General features: G+C 64.0%; 17 protein-coding genes. 14 read left to right on the forward strand and 3 right to left on the reverse strand.

What is annotated here, in order from left to right; genetic code table 11:
- The 6 genes from GPA21_RS05760 to GPA21_RS05785 form a co-directional block, all read left to right on the forward strand.
- On the forward strand, positions 1-1,682 hold a 1,682-nt coding region (locus GPA21_RS05760), incomplete at its 5' end, for a methylmalonyl-CoA mutase family protein (protein ID WP_246261785.1).
- A 361-nt stretch (positions 1,683-2,043) separates the two neighbouring features.
- Positions 2,044-2,658, forward strand: a complete 615-nt coding sequence (gene gmk, locus GPA21_RS05765; protein WP_168987262.1) for a guanylate kinase — start codon at positions 2,044-2,046, stop codon at positions 2,656-2,658.
- Between the two features lie 2 nt (positions 2,659-2,660).
- Positions 2,661-2,876 (forward strand): DNA-directed RNA polymerase subunit omega, encoded by a 216-nt coding sequence (rpoZ, locus tag GPA21_RS05770; protein ID WP_168987263.1) that lies wholly within the window; start codon positions 2,661-2,663, stop codon positions 2,874-2,876.
- Between the two features lie 23 nt (positions 2,877-2,899).
- Positions 2,900-5,107, forward strand: a complete 2,208-nt coding sequence (locus GPA21_RS05775; RefSeq protein ID WP_168987264.1) for a RelA/SpoT family protein — start codon at positions 2,900-2,902, stop codon at positions 5,105-5,107.
- Positions 5,108-5,157: 50 nt separating this feature from the next.
- Positions 5,158-6,129, forward strand: a complete 972-nt coding sequence (locus GPA21_RS05780; RefSeq protein WP_211163446.1) for a type I glyceraldehyde-3-phosphate dehydrogenase — start codon at positions 5,158-5,160, stop codon at positions 6,127-6,129.
- Positions 6,130-6,158: 29 nt separating this feature from the next.
- The gene (locus GPA21_RS05785) at positions 6,159-7,004 is read left to right on the forward strand and encodes an EAL domain-containing protein (protein ID WP_246261786.1); all 846 of its coding nucleotides are present in this window, start codon (positions 6,159-6,161) and stop codon (positions 7,002-7,004) included.
- 15 nt (positions 7,005-7,019) lie between these two features.
- Here the strand turns inward: GPA21_RS05785 and GPA21_RS05790 are convergent, their stop codons facing one another.
- Together GPA21_RS05790 and GPA21_RS05795 are read right to left on the reverse strand one after the other, a co-directional pair.
- Complete coding sequence (locus tag GPA21_RS05790; protein WP_168987265.1) at positions 7,020-7,460, reverse strand: HIT family protein; 441 nt, start codon at positions 7,458-7,460, stop codon at positions 7,020-7,022.
- 18 nt (positions 7,461-7,478) lie between these two features.
- Positions 7,479-7,724 (reverse strand): hypothetical protein, encoded by a 246-nt coding sequence (locus tag GPA21_RS05795; RefSeq protein WP_168987266.1) that lies wholly within the window; start codon positions 7,722-7,724, stop codon positions 7,479-7,481.
- A 132-nt stretch (positions 7,725-7,856) separates the two neighbouring features.
- Here GPA21_RS05795 and GPA21_RS05800 point away from each other — a divergent pair, with 132 nt between their 5' ends.
- The gene (locus GPA21_RS05800) at positions 7,857-8,483 is read left to right on the forward strand and encodes a class I SAM-dependent methyltransferase (protein ID WP_168987267.1); all 627 of its coding nucleotides are present in this window, start codon (positions 7,857-7,859) and stop codon (positions 8,481-8,483) included.
- Between the two features lie 6 nt (positions 8,484-8,489).
- Here the strand turns inward: GPA21_RS05800 and GPA21_RS05805 are convergent, their stop codons facing one another.
- The gene (locus tag GPA21_RS05805; RefSeq protein WP_168987268.1) at positions 8,490-8,999 is read right to left on the reverse strand and encodes a transcriptional repressor; all 510 of its coding nucleotides are present in this window, start codon (positions 8,997-8,999) and stop codon (positions 8,490-8,492) included.
- A gap of 161 nt (positions 9,000-9,160) precedes the next feature.
- On the opposite strand from GPA21_RS05805, the gene dksA reads away from it, so the two are divergent.
- The 7 genes from dksA (at position 9,161) to mgtE (ending at position 15,798) form a co-directional block, all read left to right on the forward strand.
- Positions 9,161-9,595 carry an RNA polymerase-binding protein DksA gene (gene dksA, locus GPA21_RS05810; protein ID WP_168987269.1) on the forward strand — a complete coding sequence of 145 codons (435 nt, stop codon included), beginning with the start codon at positions 9,161-9,163 and terminating at the stop codon, positions 9,593-9,595.
- 7 nt (positions 9,596-9,602) lie between these two features.
- Positions 9,603-10,712 (forward strand): CobW family GTP-binding protein, encoded by a 1,110-nt coding sequence (locus GPA21_RS05815; protein ID WP_168987270.1) that lies wholly within the window; start codon positions 9,603-9,605, stop codon positions 10,710-10,712.
- Between the two features lie 67 nt (positions 10,713-10,779).
- Positions 10,780-10,968, forward strand: coding sequence for a DUF3460 family protein (locus tag GPA21_RS05820; protein WP_168987271.1), 189 nt, complete (start codon positions 10,780-10,782; stop codon positions 10,966-10,968).
- Positions 10,969-10,983: 15 nt separating this feature from the next.
- On the forward strand, positions 10,984-12,468 hold the full coding sequence (locus tag GPA21_RS05825; protein WP_211163443.1) for an exonuclease domain-containing protein: 1,485 nt from the start codon (positions 10,984-10,986) through the stop codon (positions 12,466-12,468).
- Positions 12,465-13,610 carry a methyltransferase gene (locus tag GPA21_RS05830; protein WP_168987272.1) on the forward strand — a complete coding sequence of 382 codons (1,146 nt, stop codon included), beginning with the start codon at positions 12,465-12,467 and terminating at the stop codon, positions 13,608-13,610. Before GPA21_RS05825 ends, GPA21_RS05830 begins: the two co-directional genes overlap by 4 nt.
- Positions 13,611-13,621: 11 nt before the next feature.
- On the forward strand, positions 13,622-14,446 hold the full coding sequence (locus tag GPA21_RS05835; protein ID WP_168987273.1) for a DUF2520 domain-containing protein: 825 nt from the start codon (positions 13,622-13,624) through the stop codon (positions 14,444-14,446).
- Positions 14,443-15,798 (forward strand): magnesium transporter, encoded by a 1,356-nt coding sequence (gene mgtE / locus GPA21_RS05840; RefSeq protein WP_168987274.1) that lies wholly within the window; start codon positions 14,443-14,445, stop codon positions 15,796-15,798. Before GPA21_RS05835 ends, mgtE begins: the two co-directional genes overlap by 4 nt.
- Positions 15,799-15,827 lie beyond the last annotated feature (29 nt).

Below are 15,827 nucleotides of genomic sequence, written 5' to 3' on the forward strand. Positions count from 1 at the left end.
GCGACAAGGAGATCCGTACCCAGCTTACGAATACCTCGCTGTCCGGCACCAAGATCCGCAAGGTGGCGCTGCCGAGCTTCGAGGACGAGGGAGAGTCGCTGAAGTTTCTGATGAAGGAGAACGTACCCGGCTCCTTCCCGTACACGGCCGGTGTCTTCGCATTCAAGCGCGAGGGCGAGGACCCCACCCGCATGTTCGCCGGCGAGGGCGACGCCTTCCGCACCAATCGCCGCTTCAAGAAGGTGTCCGAGGGCATGCCTGCGCACCGCCTCAGTACCGCGTTCGACTCGGTCACGCTGTACGGTTGCGACCCCGACCTTCGCCCGGACATCTACGGCAAGATCGGCAACTCCGGCGTGTCCATCGCCACGCTGGATGACATGAAGGTGCTGTACGACGGCTTCGACCTGTGTGCGCCGACGACTTCGGTGTCGATGACCATCAATGGCCCCGCGCCGATCATCCTCGCCTTCTTCTTCAACACCGCGCTCGACCAGCAGCTCGCCAAGTTCAAGGCCGACAACGGCCGCGACCCGACCGACGACGAGTACGCCAAGATCAAGGCCTGGACGCTGTCGACCGTGCGCGGCACGGTGCAGGCCGATATCCTCAAGGAAGACCAGGGCCAGAATACCTGCATCTTCAGCACCGAATTCGCGCTGAAGATGATGGGCGACATCCAGGAGTATTTCGTTCATCACAAGGTGCAGAACTTCTACTCGGTGTCGATCTCGGGATACCACATCGCCGAAGCTGGCGCGAACCCGATCAGCCAGCTCGCCTTTACGCTGTCCAACGGCTTCACCTACGTCGAGTCGTATCTGGCGCGCGGCATGCACATCGACGACTTCGCGCCCAACCTCTCCTTCTTCTTCAGCAACGGCATGGACCCGGAGTACTCGGTGATCGGCCGTGTCGCCCGCCGCATCTGGGCGGTGGCGATGAAGAACAAGTACGGTGCCAACGAGCGCAGCCAGAAGCTCAAGTACCACGTGCAGACCTCGGGCCGCTCGCTGCACGCCCAGGAAATGGACTTCAACGACATCCGCACCACGTTGCAGGCACTGATCGCGATCTACGACAACTGCAACTCGCTGCACACCAACGCCTACGATGAGGCGATCACCACGCCGACCGAAGAGAGCGTGCGCCGCGCGATGGCGATCCAGCTCATCATCAACCGCGAATGGGGCCTGGCCAAGAACGAGAACCCCAATCAGGGCGCGTTCATCATCGAGGAGCTCACCGATCTCGTCGAAGAAGCGGTGCTCAAGGAGTTCGAGGCCATCGCATCGCGTGGCGGCGTACTCGGCGCGATGGAAACCGGCTACCAGCGTGGCAAGATCCAGGAGGAGTCGCTGTACTACGAGCACCGCAAGCATGACGGCTCCTATCCGATCATCGGCGTGAACACCTTCCTCAACCCGAAGGGCCACGTCGAGCAGGAGATCGAGCTCGCGCGCTCGACCGATGAGGAGAAACAGTCGCAGCTCAAGCGTCTGAAGGACTTCCATGCCCGCAACAAGGCCGAGGCGCCCAAGTGGCAGGCCAAGCTGCAGCAGACGGTGATCGAGAACGGCAACGTGTTCGAGGTGCTGGTGGATGCGGTGCGCTACTGTTCGCTCGGCCAGATCACCAGTGCGCTCTACGAGGTGGGGGGGCAGTATCGCCGCAGCATGTAAGTAGACTCGCACTGCGTCTCCTAGACGTGAGCCGGCTGCGACGTTCTGCAGCCGGTTCGACGTTTACGGCCCCAGGCTACCGTTGCATCGAGGTCGTGCCGGGCTTGACCGACGTTCGAGTGTGGTTGTGCCCCTGCTGCCGAGGTGGTGGGTTTCGCATTCGTGGGACGGCATTCGCCCGTCTATCTGCCGGTCGCCCGACGTGTGGTGGGCGGCTCTGGCGCGGTTGTGTGGAAGAGTGTGTGATGTCGCGCCGCAAAAACTGGCACAATCGGGTGGTGCCGCCGCAAGAACGTTGGTGTCTGACAGCCGTCGTGACCCGCGTTGGCGTGAAACCACTCATCGTTAAGCCGTCGTCCCCATGCCCGGAACGCTCATCATCATCACTGCTCCTTCGGGTGCAGGAAAGACCACTCTGGTTCGCGGCCTGCTCGATCGTGACCCGCAGGTCCATTTGTCGGTGTCGTACACGACCCGCTCGCCACGCCCTGGCGAGGAGAACGGGCGCGCCTATCACTTTGTCGACACCGAGAGCTTTCGCGAACTGCGCGACCGAGGGGAGTTCCTGGAATGGGCTGAAGTGCACGGAAACTACTACGCCACGTCGCGCACATGGATCCGCGAGCAAATGGCCGCCGGTCGCGACATCGTGCTGGAGATCGACTGGCAGGGCGCGCAGCAGGTGCGCAGGGTGTTTCCGGAAGCGGTGGGTGTTTTCGTGCTGCCGCCGTCGTTCGAGGAGCTCGAGTCTCGACTGCGTGGCCGGGGCAGCGATAGTGACGATGTCATCGCCAGGCGCCTGCTTGGTGCGCGCGGCGAAATGCGTCATGTGGGCGAATTTGACTACGCTATAATTAACAACGAGTTGCAAGAAGCAATTGATGATCTCGTCGCAGTGGTGAGGGCTTCACGGCTACGCTGCGCGAACCAACGTGCGCGACATGCGACTTACTTTGAAACGCTTGAACAGGACTGATCATGGCCCGAATCACAGTCGAAGACTGTCTGCAGAGAATCCCCAACCGCTTTCAGCTCACGCTGGCCGCGACCTATCGTGCGCGCCAGATCACCATTGGCTCATCGCCGCTGATCGACGCGGACGCCTACGGCAAGGAAAAGCCGACGGTCATCGCGTTGCGTGAAATCGCCGAAGGTCTGGTCGGGCTCGAAGTCCTGAACCGCGGGCAGGCTTAAGCGGTGGGGCCGGGGTGAGCACCATGGATGCTGCCGCCTCGGCCCCGGCCGTACCCCAGCCATTCTCGCCACCGGCCTCGAGCGTGTTGTCGCTCGACTTCGGCCGGCTCAAGTCGAAGATCGAAACCTACCTCCGCCCCGAGGACGTGGGCCGGGTGGAGGCTGCCTATCACTTTTCCGCTGCCGCCCACCAGGGGCAGATGCGCATCAGCGGCGAGCCCTACATATCCCATCCGGTCGCAGTCACCGACATCATCGCCGACTGGCATCTTGACCCGCAGGCACTGATGGCAGCGCTCCTTCATGACGTCATGGAGGACACTCACATCTCCAAGCAGGAGATTGCCGAGCGCTTCGGAAAGGTGACCGCCGAACTGGTCGATGGCCTGTCGAAGCTCGACAAGATCGAGTTCCGGTCACAGGAAGAAGCTCAGGCGGAGAACTTCCGCAAGATGCTGCTGGCAATGGCGAGCGATCTTCGCGTCATCCTGATCAAGCTTGCCGATCGCCTGCACAACATGCGCACGCTCGACTGCGTGCGTCCGTCAAAGCGCCGCCGGATCGCGACCGAGACGCTCGACATCTACGCTCCGATTGCGAACCGACTGGGACTCAACACGCTCTACCGCGAGCTGCAGGAGCTCTCTTTCGAGCACAAGTACCCGATGCGTTTTCGTGCGCTGTCACGCGCGATCAAGGCCGCGAGAGGCAACAGACGGGAAGTGATTGGCAAGGTGCTGAGCGCGGTGGAAGAGCGTTTGCCGCAGTGGGGTATCAGCGCCGACGTGCAGGGCCGTGAAAAGCACCTGTTCTCGATCTACCGAAAGATGGTCGAGAAGCGGCTGTCCTTTTCGCAGGTGCTGGATATCTACGGCGTTCGGGTCATCGTGTGCGACGTACCGACCTGCTATCAGGTCATCGGCGCGCTGCACTCGCTATACAAACCGGTACCCGGCAAGTTCAAGGACTACATAGCCATCCCCAAGGCCAATGGCTATCAGTCCTTGCATACGACCCTGATCGGCCCATTCGGCACGCCGGTGGAGATTCAGGTGCGTACCTCGGAGATGCATCACATCGCCGAAAGTGGTGTTGCCTCGCACTGGCTGTACAAGGACGACGAGAGGACGCTCACCGAGCTCCAGCAACGGACGCACTCCTGGCTGCAGTCATTGCTTGAGCTGCAGTCCACCTCGGGCGAAGCCACCGAATTTCTCGAACACGTCAAAGTTGATCTCTTCCCCGGCGAAGTCTACGTCTTCACCCCGCAGGGGCGCATTTTGTCGTTGCCGCGTGGCTCGTCGCCGGTTGATTTCGCCTATGCGGTGCATACCGACATCGGCAACCGTTGTGTCGCCTGCCGGATCAATGGCGACCTGATGCCGCTGCGCACCGAGCTGCGCAACGGTGATCAGGTCGAGATCATCACGGCCGCGCATGCCAACCCGAACCCCGCATGGCTGTCTTACGTGCGCACCGGCAAGGCGCGCGCACAGCTGCGTCACTTCCTCAAGAATGCCCAGCACGAGGAGTCGGTGACGCTGGGCGAGCGTCTGCTGAACCAGGCCTTGCGTCCGCATGGTCTCACGATTGGCCAGATCAGCGCCTTCGCCTGGGATCGCTTCCTGCGGGACCGGGGCGTACGCAGCAAGAAGGTGGTTTTTTCCGACATCGGTTTGGGCAAGCGTCTTCCGGTCATCGTCGCTCGCCGGCTCGCCGAGGCGCAGGATCAGGAATCCGGCCGCCCGGATGTGATCAAGCCCAAGCCCGCCGGCGCGATTCACATCAGCGGCAGCGAGGGCGTGGCCATCCAGCTTGCGAGCTGTTGTCAGCCGATACCCGGTGATCCCATCATCGGCGTGATACGCAAGGGCAAGGGGCTGGAGGTTCATCGCCACGACTGCAATGCGATCGCCAAGGTGCGCGGCGACCGCGGCCGCTGGGTCGACGTCGAGTGGGAGCCGGGTCAGGAACGTTCATTCGAGGCCACCCTGCGGCTGCTCACCAAGGAAGGCCGTGGGGTGCTCGCGCATGTTGCCAGCGCAATCTCAGACGCAGACTGCAATATCCAGAACGTCAGCATGGACAGCGACCAGGGCATGTATATCGCCTTGAATCTCACCGTTCAGGTGCGTGACCGCATGCACCTGGCGACCGTGATGCGCGCGGTACGGCGTGTGCCGGAAGTGGTGCGCCTGGCCCGCGGTCGCACCGACAGTCGCCCATCGTGACGTCGCTGCGACTCGCCATCAACGGCTACGGCCGTATCGGCCGTTGCTTCATGCGGGCCCTCGTCGAGCGAGGCTTGCATGAGCGGCTGCAGGTCTGTGCGATCAACGAGCCGGCCGATCTCGACAGCATCGTCTACCTGACCCGATTCGATTCGACGCACGGCCGCTTTCCCTTGGCCGTTTCGAGTAGTGAGGGCAGTCTGTCGATCGCCGGGCGTGGCATTGCCGTCACCCACGAGACCGCCCCCGAGGCGGTGGATTGGGCGGGGCTCGGGATCGACCTCCTGGTCGAGTGCTCGGGTCGCTACGGCAGCCGCCCGGAGCTCGAGCGCTTCCTCGCCGCCGGTTGCCCGCGGGTGCTGCTCTCGCAACCTGGCAACAGCGCAGAGGATGTCGACGCCACCGTTGTGTTTGGCATCAATCATGCCCTGCTTCGCGGTGACGAGCGCATCGTATCGAACGCGTCATGTACGACCAATGCAGTGGTGCCGATCCTCGATCTGCTCGATCGTGAGATCGGCCTGGAGCGGGTGTTGCTCACCACCCTGCACTCAGTGATGAACGACCAGCCGCTGATCGATGGCTACCACCACACTGACCTGCGCAGAACGCGCTCGGCAATGCAGTCGATCATCCCGGTATCGACCGGCCTTGCACGTGGCGTCGAGCGCTTGCTGCCGCAGCTGGCCGGGAGAGTTCAGGCCAAGGCGATTCGCGTGCCGACACACAATGTGTCGGCCATCGACCTGGTGCTGGAGGTGCGTCAGGAGGCGGGCGTTGCGGATATCAACCGCATGCTGTGCGATGCGGCACAGCGCAACGCCGGGCTCATCGCTTATTCTGAGGATCCGCATGCATCGATCGACTTCAACCATGATCCGCATTCGGTGATCGTCGATGGCGGGCAAACGCGCGTCGTGGGGCCTCGGTTGCTGAATCTGGTGCTGTGGTTCGATAACGAATGGGGCTTCGCGAACCGGATGGTGGATGTTGCCCGACACTGGCTCAAACCGAGGGACTAAAAGACCGGAATGGATAGGAACTGGAAGACATGAGCAAGGCTGATCGCGATGGTGCGGCTTCCTCCGTGCCAATGAGCCCGGCCCCACCAAAGATCCAGCCGGTCAGGATGGGCCCTGAAGCAGCCACCTTCGTTCCTTCGGGTTGCCGCGATTGCCGCAATCGCGAACCGCTGGATATCGGCATCACGATGGCGTTCCAGCCGATCGTGCAGGCGTCCACCCGGTCAATACATGGCTATGAGGCGTTGGTGCGTGGAGTTGGTCAGGAGCCGGCCGGCGTCGTGCTTGGCAAGGTCACCCAGGAAAATGTCTACAGCTTCGACCAGACATGTCGGGTACTTGCCATCGACCTCGCGTCGCGTCTGGGCTTGTCGGGCATGCTCAGCATCAACTTTCTGCCCAACGCGGTCTACCGGCCGGAAACCTGTATCCGGGCCACGCTGGAAGCCGCCGAGCAGTCGGGTTTTCCGACCGAGCGCCTGATGTTCGAAGTCACCGAGAGCGAGCGCATCGTTGACTCGGCGCATCTCAAATCGATTTTCGCAGAGTACAAGCGTCGTGGATTCACGGTTGCCATCGACGACTTCGGTGCGGGTTACTCCGGCCTGAACCTGCTGGCCGAGTTCCAGCCTGACGTGATCAAGCTCGACATGGCGCTGACGCGGGGATTCGACGGCGACAAGGTGCGGCGGGCGATCGTCGGGGGCATACTCAGCGTGTGCGCCGACCTGTCCATCCGGGTGGTCGCCGAAGGCATCGAGACGCGTGCCGAATACGAGGCCCTGACGGGTGAGGGTGTGGACTACTTTCAGGGCTACTACTTCGCGCGTCCTGGTTTCGAGCATCTGCCCGAGGTTGACGAGAACGTCTGGTGATTCGCCTCGCGGCGCTCAGCGAAGCGCTTCGTGCAGTCTGTCAGCGTATTCCTGAAGCCGCTCGAACGGCGGATCCTTGCGTGGCCACGACAGCGCAATGCCGTCGTCTGCATGCCGCGGCACCACATGCATGTGGAAATGACGGACCGTCTGATCGCTTGCCTTGCCGTTTGCCTGCAGCAGCGTGAGCCCGGGCGGGTCGAAGGCTTCGCGAACCGCGTGGGCGACCCGGTGGGCCGTTCGCATGACGGCTTCGGCTTCGGTCGGATCGAGGTCGAACAGGGTTTCAGCGTGGCGTTTGCTCGCCACGAGCACATGCCCCGGATTGACCTGACCGAGATCCATGAACGCAATCGTCAGTTCATCCTCGTAGACCCGGGCGGCCGGGATATTGCCCGCGACCAGCTTACAGAAGATGCACTCGCCCGGCGGCGAGGTGTCGACGAACATCGGCATCGGTCTGAACTCCGTCGCTTACTCGGGGCGGATCGACCAATCGATCTCGTCGTTCGACATTTGCTCGGGGTCGAATCCCGGCGGCGGCAAGCGCGGCTGAAAGTGCAATGCCTGCGCGATCATCGGCACTTCGGCACGCATTTCTGCCGGATGTAGCGCGTTCTGGTGCGCGACGAACAGAAACGCGGTAATGAAGAAAAGGTGGTTGGCGACCTGCGCGAGTTCGCGCTTGTCGCGGATTCTGGTATTGATCTTGTGCAGCATGCTTGTGCCCCGGCCGGTAAGCGTCACATGATTCTACAGACGTCCGACTGGAGGCGCGAGTTCCCCATGATGTCGCAATTGGGCGGCTTAGCCCGATTGGGGTAGCCTGTCGGTCTTCGTCACGGAGTCCCTATGAATCGATCAGAGCAGGAAAGACGCTGGTCCGCGCGCTTCGAAGCGGCCGGCGAAGACTATGTTTTCGGTACCACTCCCAACCGGTTTCTGGTGCGTCACGCCGAGCAGTATCGCGCTGCGACGACTGCGTTGTCGGTGGCCGATGGTGAAGGTCGCAACGCGGTCTGGCTGGCCGAGCAGGGCATCCGGGTGACCGCAACCGAGTTCTCTCCGATTGCGCTCGAGAAGGCGCGCAAGCTCGCGGCCGGACGGCATGTCGAGGTCGATTTCGTGCTGGCGGACGCCATCGCATGGGATTACCCGGAGGCGGCCTTCGATCTGGTTGCGGGCATCTTCGCGCAGTTCGCCACCCCCGCCGAGCGCCCCTTGCTCTTTGCCGGGATGAAGCGCGCGCTCAAGCCGGGTGGCGTGCTCGTGCTGCTGGGTTATACGCCGAAGCAGCTGGAGTACCGCACCGGCGGTCCGTCACTGGTCGAGCACATGTATACCGGGCAGATGTTGCGGGAAGCCTTCGACGATATGGAGATTCTTCATCTCGAGGAATTCGAGGATGAACTCGACGAGGGTGCCGGCCACAAGGGACGTTCTGCGTTGGCCGGCCTGGTGGCGCGCAAACCGAGATAGGGCCGCTCAGCCGTGGTGATGCGCCGACCCGGCGCTGGTGCGGGACTTGTCCGGCGCCTGGTCGCAACTGCCGCACACCGCACTCAGTTCGATCTCGGCCCCCAGCAGCCGGTGGCCGGCCGCTTTCAGGCTGCGTGACAGCGCGCGCACCGCGTCTTCGTCGTGGAGTTCGGTGACCTTGCCGCAATCGGGACAAACCAGGAAGAGACCCGCCAGGTCGTGGCAATCATGATTGCAGGCGACGAACTGATTGATCCGTCCGATCTTGTGCGCCAGCCCGTGCTCGATGAGGAAGTCCAGCGCTCGATAGACAGTCGGCGGCGTAGCGGAAGGCCTGACCGCCTTGATGCGATCGAGCAGGTCATAGGCTTTCAACCCGCTTTCTTCGCGTCGCAACTGGGCCAGAACCTCCCGACGGATCGGTGTCAGGCTGGTTCCTCGAGCCCGGCAATGGGCTTCTGCATGGGCGAGAAAGGCGTCTTCGTCTTGGGGTAGTTCGTGCATTGTTCGAGGCATGGTGCTGCGTACCGGAAACGGCATTTTCCGTGGCTTTGGCGACTGACATGATAGTCCGGATGGGACACGTTCGGGGAGCGGACAGGACGATTGGCTGTCACGATACGTCGAGTTTGGTGTATCTTGCCGCCCCGTTAGCCATGTATCACGGAGGAGTCACGATGAGTGCGGTCAATACCGAGGCGCAGACGGTTCTCACGCGCGAGCAGTTGCTCGCTTCGCCCGAGGACGAGTACATGTCGGCCCCGCAACTCGAGTTCTTCAGGGCGCTGCTGCTCAAGGAGAAACAGGCGTTGCTGGATAACGCCCACGAGACCACCGAGCATCTGCAGGAGAACGAGGCGACGCCCGACTGGACCGATCGCGCCACCATCGAGGAGGAGCATGCCCTCGAACTGCGCGTTCGCGACCGCGAGCGCAAGCTGATGAAGAAGATCGATCAGGCGCTTGCCCGCATCGACAGCGGTGATTACGGCTGGTGCGAAGAGACCGGCGAGCCGATCGGCGTACCGCGCCTGCTCGCGCGGCCGACCGCGACGATGTGTCTCGAGGCCCAGGAGCGTCACGAGGCGCTCGAGCGGGTCTCTCGCGGCTGAAACCAGCATGAGCCAGCCCGCGGCCGACCGTCGGGTGCCGGTCATGGTGCTGACCGGCTTTCTCGGCGCGGGCAAGACGACGCTGCTCAACCGCTTGCTGCGCGATCCGTCAATGTCGCGCACCGCGGTGTTGATCAACGAGTTCGGCGAGATCGGCGTCGATCATCACCTGGTCAGCAAGGTCGATGACAGCCTGGTCGTGCTCGATTCGGGCTGCATTTGCTGCAGCGTGCAGGGCGACCTGCTGCGCGCGCTCAAGGACGTCTTCCAGCGGGGCGTGCGTCGCGAGATCGATCCGGTCGAACGGGTGCTCATCGAAACCACCGGCCTTGCCGACCCGGCGCCGATCATCCACACCCTGATGCAGGACTTCTTCGTGTCGGCGCGGTTTCGCTGCGACGGCGTGATTACCGCGGTCGACGCCACGCACGCGCCCGCGCAACTCGATCGACATCGCGAAGCGGTGCGTCAGGTTGCGATGGCCGACCGGCTTCTCCTCACCAAGTGCGATCTGGTGGATGCCGCGGAGCGCACCGCGGTCATTGACCGTTTGCGTACGCTTAATCCCGGTGCACCCTTGATCGAGGTCTTCGATGGCGTGGTCGGGCCCGAGGCGATCGAGGCTTGCGGCATCTACGATCCCGGCAGCAAGCTGCCAGACGTGGAAGTGTGGCTCGGTGAGGAAGCCGCGCGTGCCAGGGCGCAGCGCACGCCGGCCGTCACCGGTCCGGCAGCCTGGCGCCGTCCGGGTGCCGCGCCCGCGGCGACGCAGTCGGTTCGCCACGATGCCGATGTGCGGAGCTTCGTGCTGAGCTTCGATGAACCCCTGGATTGGCTCGGTTTCAGCGAAGGTCTGTCGCTGTTGCTCCAGGTCTATGGCGAGCGTCTGCTGCGCGTCAAAGGGCTGCTGAACGTGTCGGGCGATCCGTTGCCACGCATCGTGCAGTGCGTTCAGCATGTCGGCTACCCGCCTGCCAGCTTGCCCGCATGGCCGGAATCGGGCCCTTATGCCGATCGACGCAGCCGACTCGTGTTCATCGTGCGCGACCTGCCGCAAGAGGAGGTCGCAAACATTCTCGGTAGCCTCTGCGGACAGTTGCCGGTCACGCAAGCTTGACCCAAGCCGTTATCCACGTGATACCCCTTCGCTGTAGAATTCTCACTTCGGCAAAAGGATGAGCATCATGGCAATGTACGAATCGGAGCACACTCGCTTCATGCGCGAGTGGCTCGAGAAGCACCCGGAGCAAGTCGAGGAGCAGAAGAAGGGGCGCGCGCTCTGGTGGGACAAGCCGCAGGACGTCTCCGCCCAGGCGAAGCTTCGTGAGTCGGCAGTGCCGGTCAAGCCATATTACTACGACACCAATCACTGATCGACCGGAGTGGGTTTGGCCGTCGGCGTGACGTTTCCCGATCCCTATGCCCTGATCGATCTCGAGACCACCGGCGCCAATCCGGTGATCGACCGGATCACCGAGATCGCGATCCTGCGTTTCGAAGGGGGCGAGTTGGTCGGGCGTCTTGAGACCCTGGTCAATCCCGCCCGACCGATTCCGGATTACATCCAGCGGCTGATCGGCATCACCGATGACATGGTCGCCGGTGCGCCCCGATTCGAGGCGCTCGCGGACTCGGTCCGCGCCATCCTCGAAGGCGCGGTCTTCGTTGCGCACAATGCGCGCTTCGACTACGGATTCATCCGCAACGAATATGCCCGCCTGAGCCAGAGTTTCGATGCGCCGGTGTTGTGCACCGTCAAGCTCTCGCGAGCGCTGTTCCCCGAGCATCACCGCCACGGCCTGGATGCGCTCATCGCACGCCATGGGCTGACTTGTGATGCGCGTCACCGCGCGATGGGCGATGTCGAGGTGTTGCGCCAGTTTCTCGACATGGCGCGGATCCGCTTCAATGCCAAGGCCTTGTCCACCGCATGTGAGCGGGCGATGAAGCTTGCACCTCGACCGCGTACCTTGCCCGAGGGCGTGCTCGAGGGGCTACCGGACGCTGCCGGCGTCTACGTCTTCTTCGGCGATGGAGATGCGCCGCTCTACGTTGGCCGAAGCCCGAGCCTGCGTGCCCGGGTGCTCGAGCATTTCGCGGCCAGCGATCGCGCCGGCAAGCAGGCCGAGTTGGCGGACAAGACCCGGCGGGTCGAGTGGCACGAGACTGCCGGCGAGCTTTCGGCGATGCTGCTCGAGGCCGAGTTGCTGGCGAGTCTGCGCCCCACTCACAACCGGCTGGCGCAAGGCGATGACGACGTGTTCGGCCTCAAGGTCGTGGTGCGGCGCAGACGTCCGCCATCGTTGCAACGGATCCCGTTGGCGGGGAGCGATCCGCTCGGCTGGGCGGACGTGCATGGCACTTTCCGCAATCGCAAGGAGTCCGACCATGTGCTGCGCGAACTTGCCGCAGCCTACATGCTTTGCCCGCGACGCCTGGGCATCGAGTCCGCCGGAAGTGGTCCGTGCCAAGCCTACCGTAACAAGCGCTGCGCGGGTGTCTGCGCCGGACGCGAGTCGCCGGAAGCCCACGATGACCGGTTGCTTGGTGCGCTGACGTCGGTCTCGCTCAAACCGTGGCCCTGGCCTGGCGCGGTCGCCTTCGTCGAGCATTCGGAACACGCGCAGCGAAGTGCCTGGCATGTATTCGACCGGTGGTGCCACCTCGGCACGGCGAGCGACGCGTCCGGGTTCGAAGCCCTGTGCGCAAATCTCCCGCCGCGTCGCTTCGATCTCGATCGCTACCGTATGATGCAGCGCTGGCTGGCGAATCCCGACCATCTCGCGTTGGCCATGCCATTGCGCGTTGCGAATGGCAGCTTGCCGACCCGCGGCGACTTCGTCGACGGGTCCGAATGTGGAGCACAGACATGACATCGACGCCGATGCTGGAGTGGGAGGAGGCTGGCGTGCCGCGACGCGCACGCTGGCAATCGGCCGCCGGCCTGCCGCCGCCGCGCCGGGTGATGATTGTCGACGACAGCCTCGATGCCGACACCGCCTGGCGTCTCGCCTGCGAGGGCACGGCCTTGTTGTGGCGCGGCGATTATCACAACGCCCGGCAACTGAGGCAGGCAATCGCGCGTCGCATCGAGCGCGGCGGCAAGCGCAAGCGTGACCGCACGCGTCCAGGCGAAGATACCAGCCGCGCCGCATTCGATCGCTACCGCCTGGCGCAGTCACAGCGGGCGCGCATCCTCGGCATGCTGTTGATCCCTGTCGAGGCCGGTTATCGCGTGCCGCTGCGGCGGGCGCCGGATGTCGCCCCCGCCTGCGAGGCGGCGTTCGGCGAGGGTGAAGACGATTTCGTGATGTCGCTGAGCGAACTCCTCGGCCTGCTCGGCGCCCATCAGTGGCAGCTCAAGGGCGTGCCGGTGCAGGCGCTCGGCGCGAGTATCCATCCGCACTACGGGGTGTTCTCGCCGGTGCGTGGCGAGTATCTGGATCTCGTCGCCGAGGCGCCGCTGCCGTCCGAAGCGCTCGCCTTCGATATCGGCACCGGCACCGGAGTGCTCGCAGCGATTCTCGCCCGGCGCGGAGTGCGCCGGGTCGTGGCGACCGACATGGATCCGCGAGCGCTCGTCTGCGCGCGCGACAACCTGCAGCGGCTTGGCCTGGCCGAGCGGGTCGAGGTGGTTGCAGCGGATCTCTTTCCACCGGGTCGTGCGCCCCTGCTCGTGTGCAATCCGCCCTGGCTGCCGGCGCGACCGACTTCACCGTTGGAGCAGGCGGTCTACGACCCGGACAGCAGAATGCTAAAGGGCTTTCTCGATGGCGTGCGCGAGCACCTCAGCCCCGGCGGTGAAGCCTGGCTGATCCTGTCGGATCTGGCGGAGCATCTCGGCCTGCGCAGCCGCGAGACCCTGCTCGCGATGTTCGACGCCGCCGGATTGACGGTGGCCGGACGGCTGGACACGCGGCCGGTGCATGGCCGCGCCAGCGATCGCGACGACCCGCTGCACGCGGCGCGTGCGGCCGAGATGACCTCGCTGTGGCGCCTGGTGCCACGGGACTGACGGAGATCGAGGTGGTCACGCTCAACATTATCGGCTGCGGTCGCGCAGCGAGAACCTTGGGCAGACTCTGGGCGGAGCGTGGTGCGTACCGGGTCCAGGACGTGCTGACCCGATCGCCGGCGGGTGCCGCCCAAGCCGTGGCTTTCGTCGGCGCCGGCCGCCCGATCGACGCCCTGGCGGCCATGCGGCCTGCCGACGTGTGGATGCTGGGTGTGCCCGATACCGCAATCGTCGAAATCGGCGAGGCGCTCGCCGCATCCGGGCTGCTTCGCGCGGGTGATGCGGTGTTCCACCTCAGTGGTTTCACTGCGTCCTCGGTCCTCGAGCCTGCACGCAAGCGCGGCGCTCGCGTGGCGAGTGCCCATCCGGTTCTGAGTTTTGCCGATCCGCAGCATGCGCTGGCGCAGTTCGCCGGTAGTCTGGTCGGTCTGGAGGGCGATGCACACCTGTGCGAGACCCTCGCCGGCGCGTTCCATGTGATCGGTGGCGAGTGTTTCGCACTGAGTTCGGACACCAAGCCGCTGTATCACGCTGGTTCGGTCTTTGCGTCGAATTTTCTGGTCGTGATCATCGATGTTGCCCGCCGTCTCTACGCCGAGGCAGGGGTCGCGCCCGAGGTGGCCGAGCGGCTGCTCGCGCCGCTGGCGACCAAAACTCTGGACAACGTCCTCGTCCATGGCCGCGCAGCGCTTACCGGCCCGGCAGCGCGCGGCGATCACGCGGTGGTCGAAGCCCAGGGGCGTGCGGTGGACGGTTTCGATGGCGACGCCGGAGATGCCTATGCCGCGCTGAGCCGGCTTGCAGTGCGCATCGCGACCGAGCGGGGGCGGAAATGAGCGGGAATCATCTTTCCCAGGGGATCGAGCAGGCGTTGGCCAGTGGCGAGCATGCGCATGCGCACCGCCTCGTCAAGCATCATCATCTGGCAGACATCGCCGACCGGCTGATGGAGATGCCGGACGGGGCCATCCGCAACTTTCTGCACCTTGCGCCGGAAAGCCATGTCGGCGAGTTGCTCGATTACTTCGACACCGCGCATCAGGCCCGCTTGCTCACCGGAATGGACCGCCCGACGCTGGTGCGCGTGTTTCGCGCGATGGACACCGACGACCAGGCAGACCTGCTGCAACGGCTCGAACCGACGGAGCGTGAACACGTTTTGCCTGCATTGGCGCAGGTCGAACGCGATGCCCTCCTGCATCTGGCTTCGTACCCGGAAGGCTCGGTTGGTGCTGTGATGACCTCAGATTACGTCACGGTGAGACCTTCGCTGACCGCGCGTGAGGCGATCGAACAGATCCGCGTGCAGGCGCCCGACAAGGAGACCATCTATCAGGTCTTCGTGCTCGACGAGGCGCGTCGACTTGCGGGAACTGTGTCGTTGCGCGAGCTGATCGTGTCTCCGGCCAGCACGACAGTCGGCGAACTGATGCGACGAGATGTCGTCCATGCGCAGGCCGACGCGCCGCAAAAGGTCGCGGCCGAGCTGATTGCGCGCTATGACCTGATCGCGCTGCCGGTGGTCGACACGGATCAGCGTCTGGTCGGCATCGTCACCTACGACGACGCGATGGACGTCCATGCCGAGGAAACCACCGACCTGTTCCACAAGGCCGGCGGCGGCGTCGGCCATGTCGGCGAGCGGATGCGCGATGCGAGCATTGCCCTGCTTTATCGCAAGCGGATCACCTGGCTGGTGCTGCTGGTGTTCGCGAATGTTTTCTCGGGTGCGGGGATTGCGGCTTTCGAGGACACTATCGCCGCGCATGTGGCGCTGGTGTTCTTCCTGCCGCTGTTGATCGACAGTGGTGGCAATGCCGGCAGCCAGTCGGCGACGTTGATGGTAAGGGCGCTGGCGACCGGCGAGGCGCGTCTTGGAGATTGGGGTCGCATGCTCGGTCGTGAATTTGGTGTGGCGGCCTTGCTCGGCGTGACGATGGCGCTGGCGGTGTCGACCCTCGGGCTGTTGCGCGGCGGCCCGGAAATCGCGCTGGTCGTGGCTCTGTCGATGATGATCATCGTCGTGGTCGGCAGTACCATTGGCTTGTCGGTGCCTTTCCTCCTCTCGCGTTTCGGCCGCGATCCCGCCACCGCCAGCGCGCCGCTGATCACCTCGGTCGCCGACATCACCGGCGTGGTGATCTACTTCGCGATTGCTACTGCGATCCTGCCGGGCGTCGTCGGCTGATAGACCACTCGCCAAAAGGCAGTGCAGGC

Source organism: Azoarcus taiwanensis (assembly GCF_012910885.1).
GTDB classification, from domain to species: domain Bacteria; phylum Pseudomonadota; class Gammaproteobacteria; order Burkholderiales; family Rhodocyclaceae; genus Azoarcus_F; species Azoarcus_F taiwanensis.

Bases quoted from the DNA above. Each gene is read 5' to 3' on its own strand.
- mgtE (WP_168987274.1), top strand. From the start codon at position 14,443: ATGAGCGGGAATCATCTTTCCCAGGGGATCGAGCAGGCGTTGGCCAGT.
- GPA21_RS05815 (WP_168987270.1), top strand. From the start codon at position 9,603: ATGAGCCAGCCCGCGGCCGACCGTCGGGTGCCGGTCATGGTGCTGACC.
- GPA21_RS05820 (WP_168987271.1), top strand. From the start codon at position 10,780: ATGGCAATGTACGAATCGGAGCACACTCGCTTCATGCGCGAGTGGCTC.
- GPA21_RS05795 (WP_168987266.1), bottom strand. From the start codon at position 7,724: ATGCTGCACAAGATCAATACCAGAATCCGCGACAAGCGCGAACTCGCG.
- GPA21_RS05775 (WP_168987264.1), top strand. From the start codon at position 2,900: ATGGATGCTGCCGCCTCGGCCCCGGCCGTACCCCAGCCATTCTCGCCA.
- rpoZ (WP_168987263.1), top strand. From the start codon at position 2,661: ATGGCCCGAATCACAGTCGAAGACTGTCTGCAGAGAATCCCCAACCGC.
- dksA (WP_168987269.1), top strand. From the start codon at position 9,161: ATGAGTGCGGTCAATACCGAGGCGCAGACGGTTCTCACGCGCGAGCAG.
- GPA21_RS05830 (WP_168987272.1), top strand. From the start codon at position 12,465: ATGACATCGACGCCGATGCTGGAGTGGGAGGAGGCTGGCGTGCCGCGA.
- gmk (WP_168987262.1), top strand. From the start codon at position 2,044: ATGCCCGGAACGCTCATCATCATCACTGCTCCTTCGGGTGCAGGAAAG.
- GPA21_RS05790 (WP_168987265.1), bottom strand. From the start codon at position 7,460: ATGCCGATGTTCGTCGACACCTCGCCGCCGGGCGAGTGCATCTTCTGT.
- GPA21_RS05785 (WP_246261786.1), top strand. From the start codon at position 6,159: ATGAGCAAGGCTGATCGCGATGGTGCGGCTTCCTCCGTGCCAATGAGC.
- GPA21_RS05800 (WP_168987267.1), top strand. From the start codon at position 7,857: ATGAATCGATCAGAGCAGGAAAGACGCTGGTCCGCGCGCTTCGAAGCG.
- GPA21_RS05780 (WP_211163446.1), top strand. From the start codon at position 5,158: ATGCGGGCCCTCGTCGAGCGAGGCTTGCATGAGCGGCTGCAGGTCTGT.
- GPA21_RS05805 (WP_168987268.1), bottom strand. From the start codon at position 8,999: ATGCCTCGAACAATGCACGAACTACCCCAAGACGAAGACGCCTTTCTC.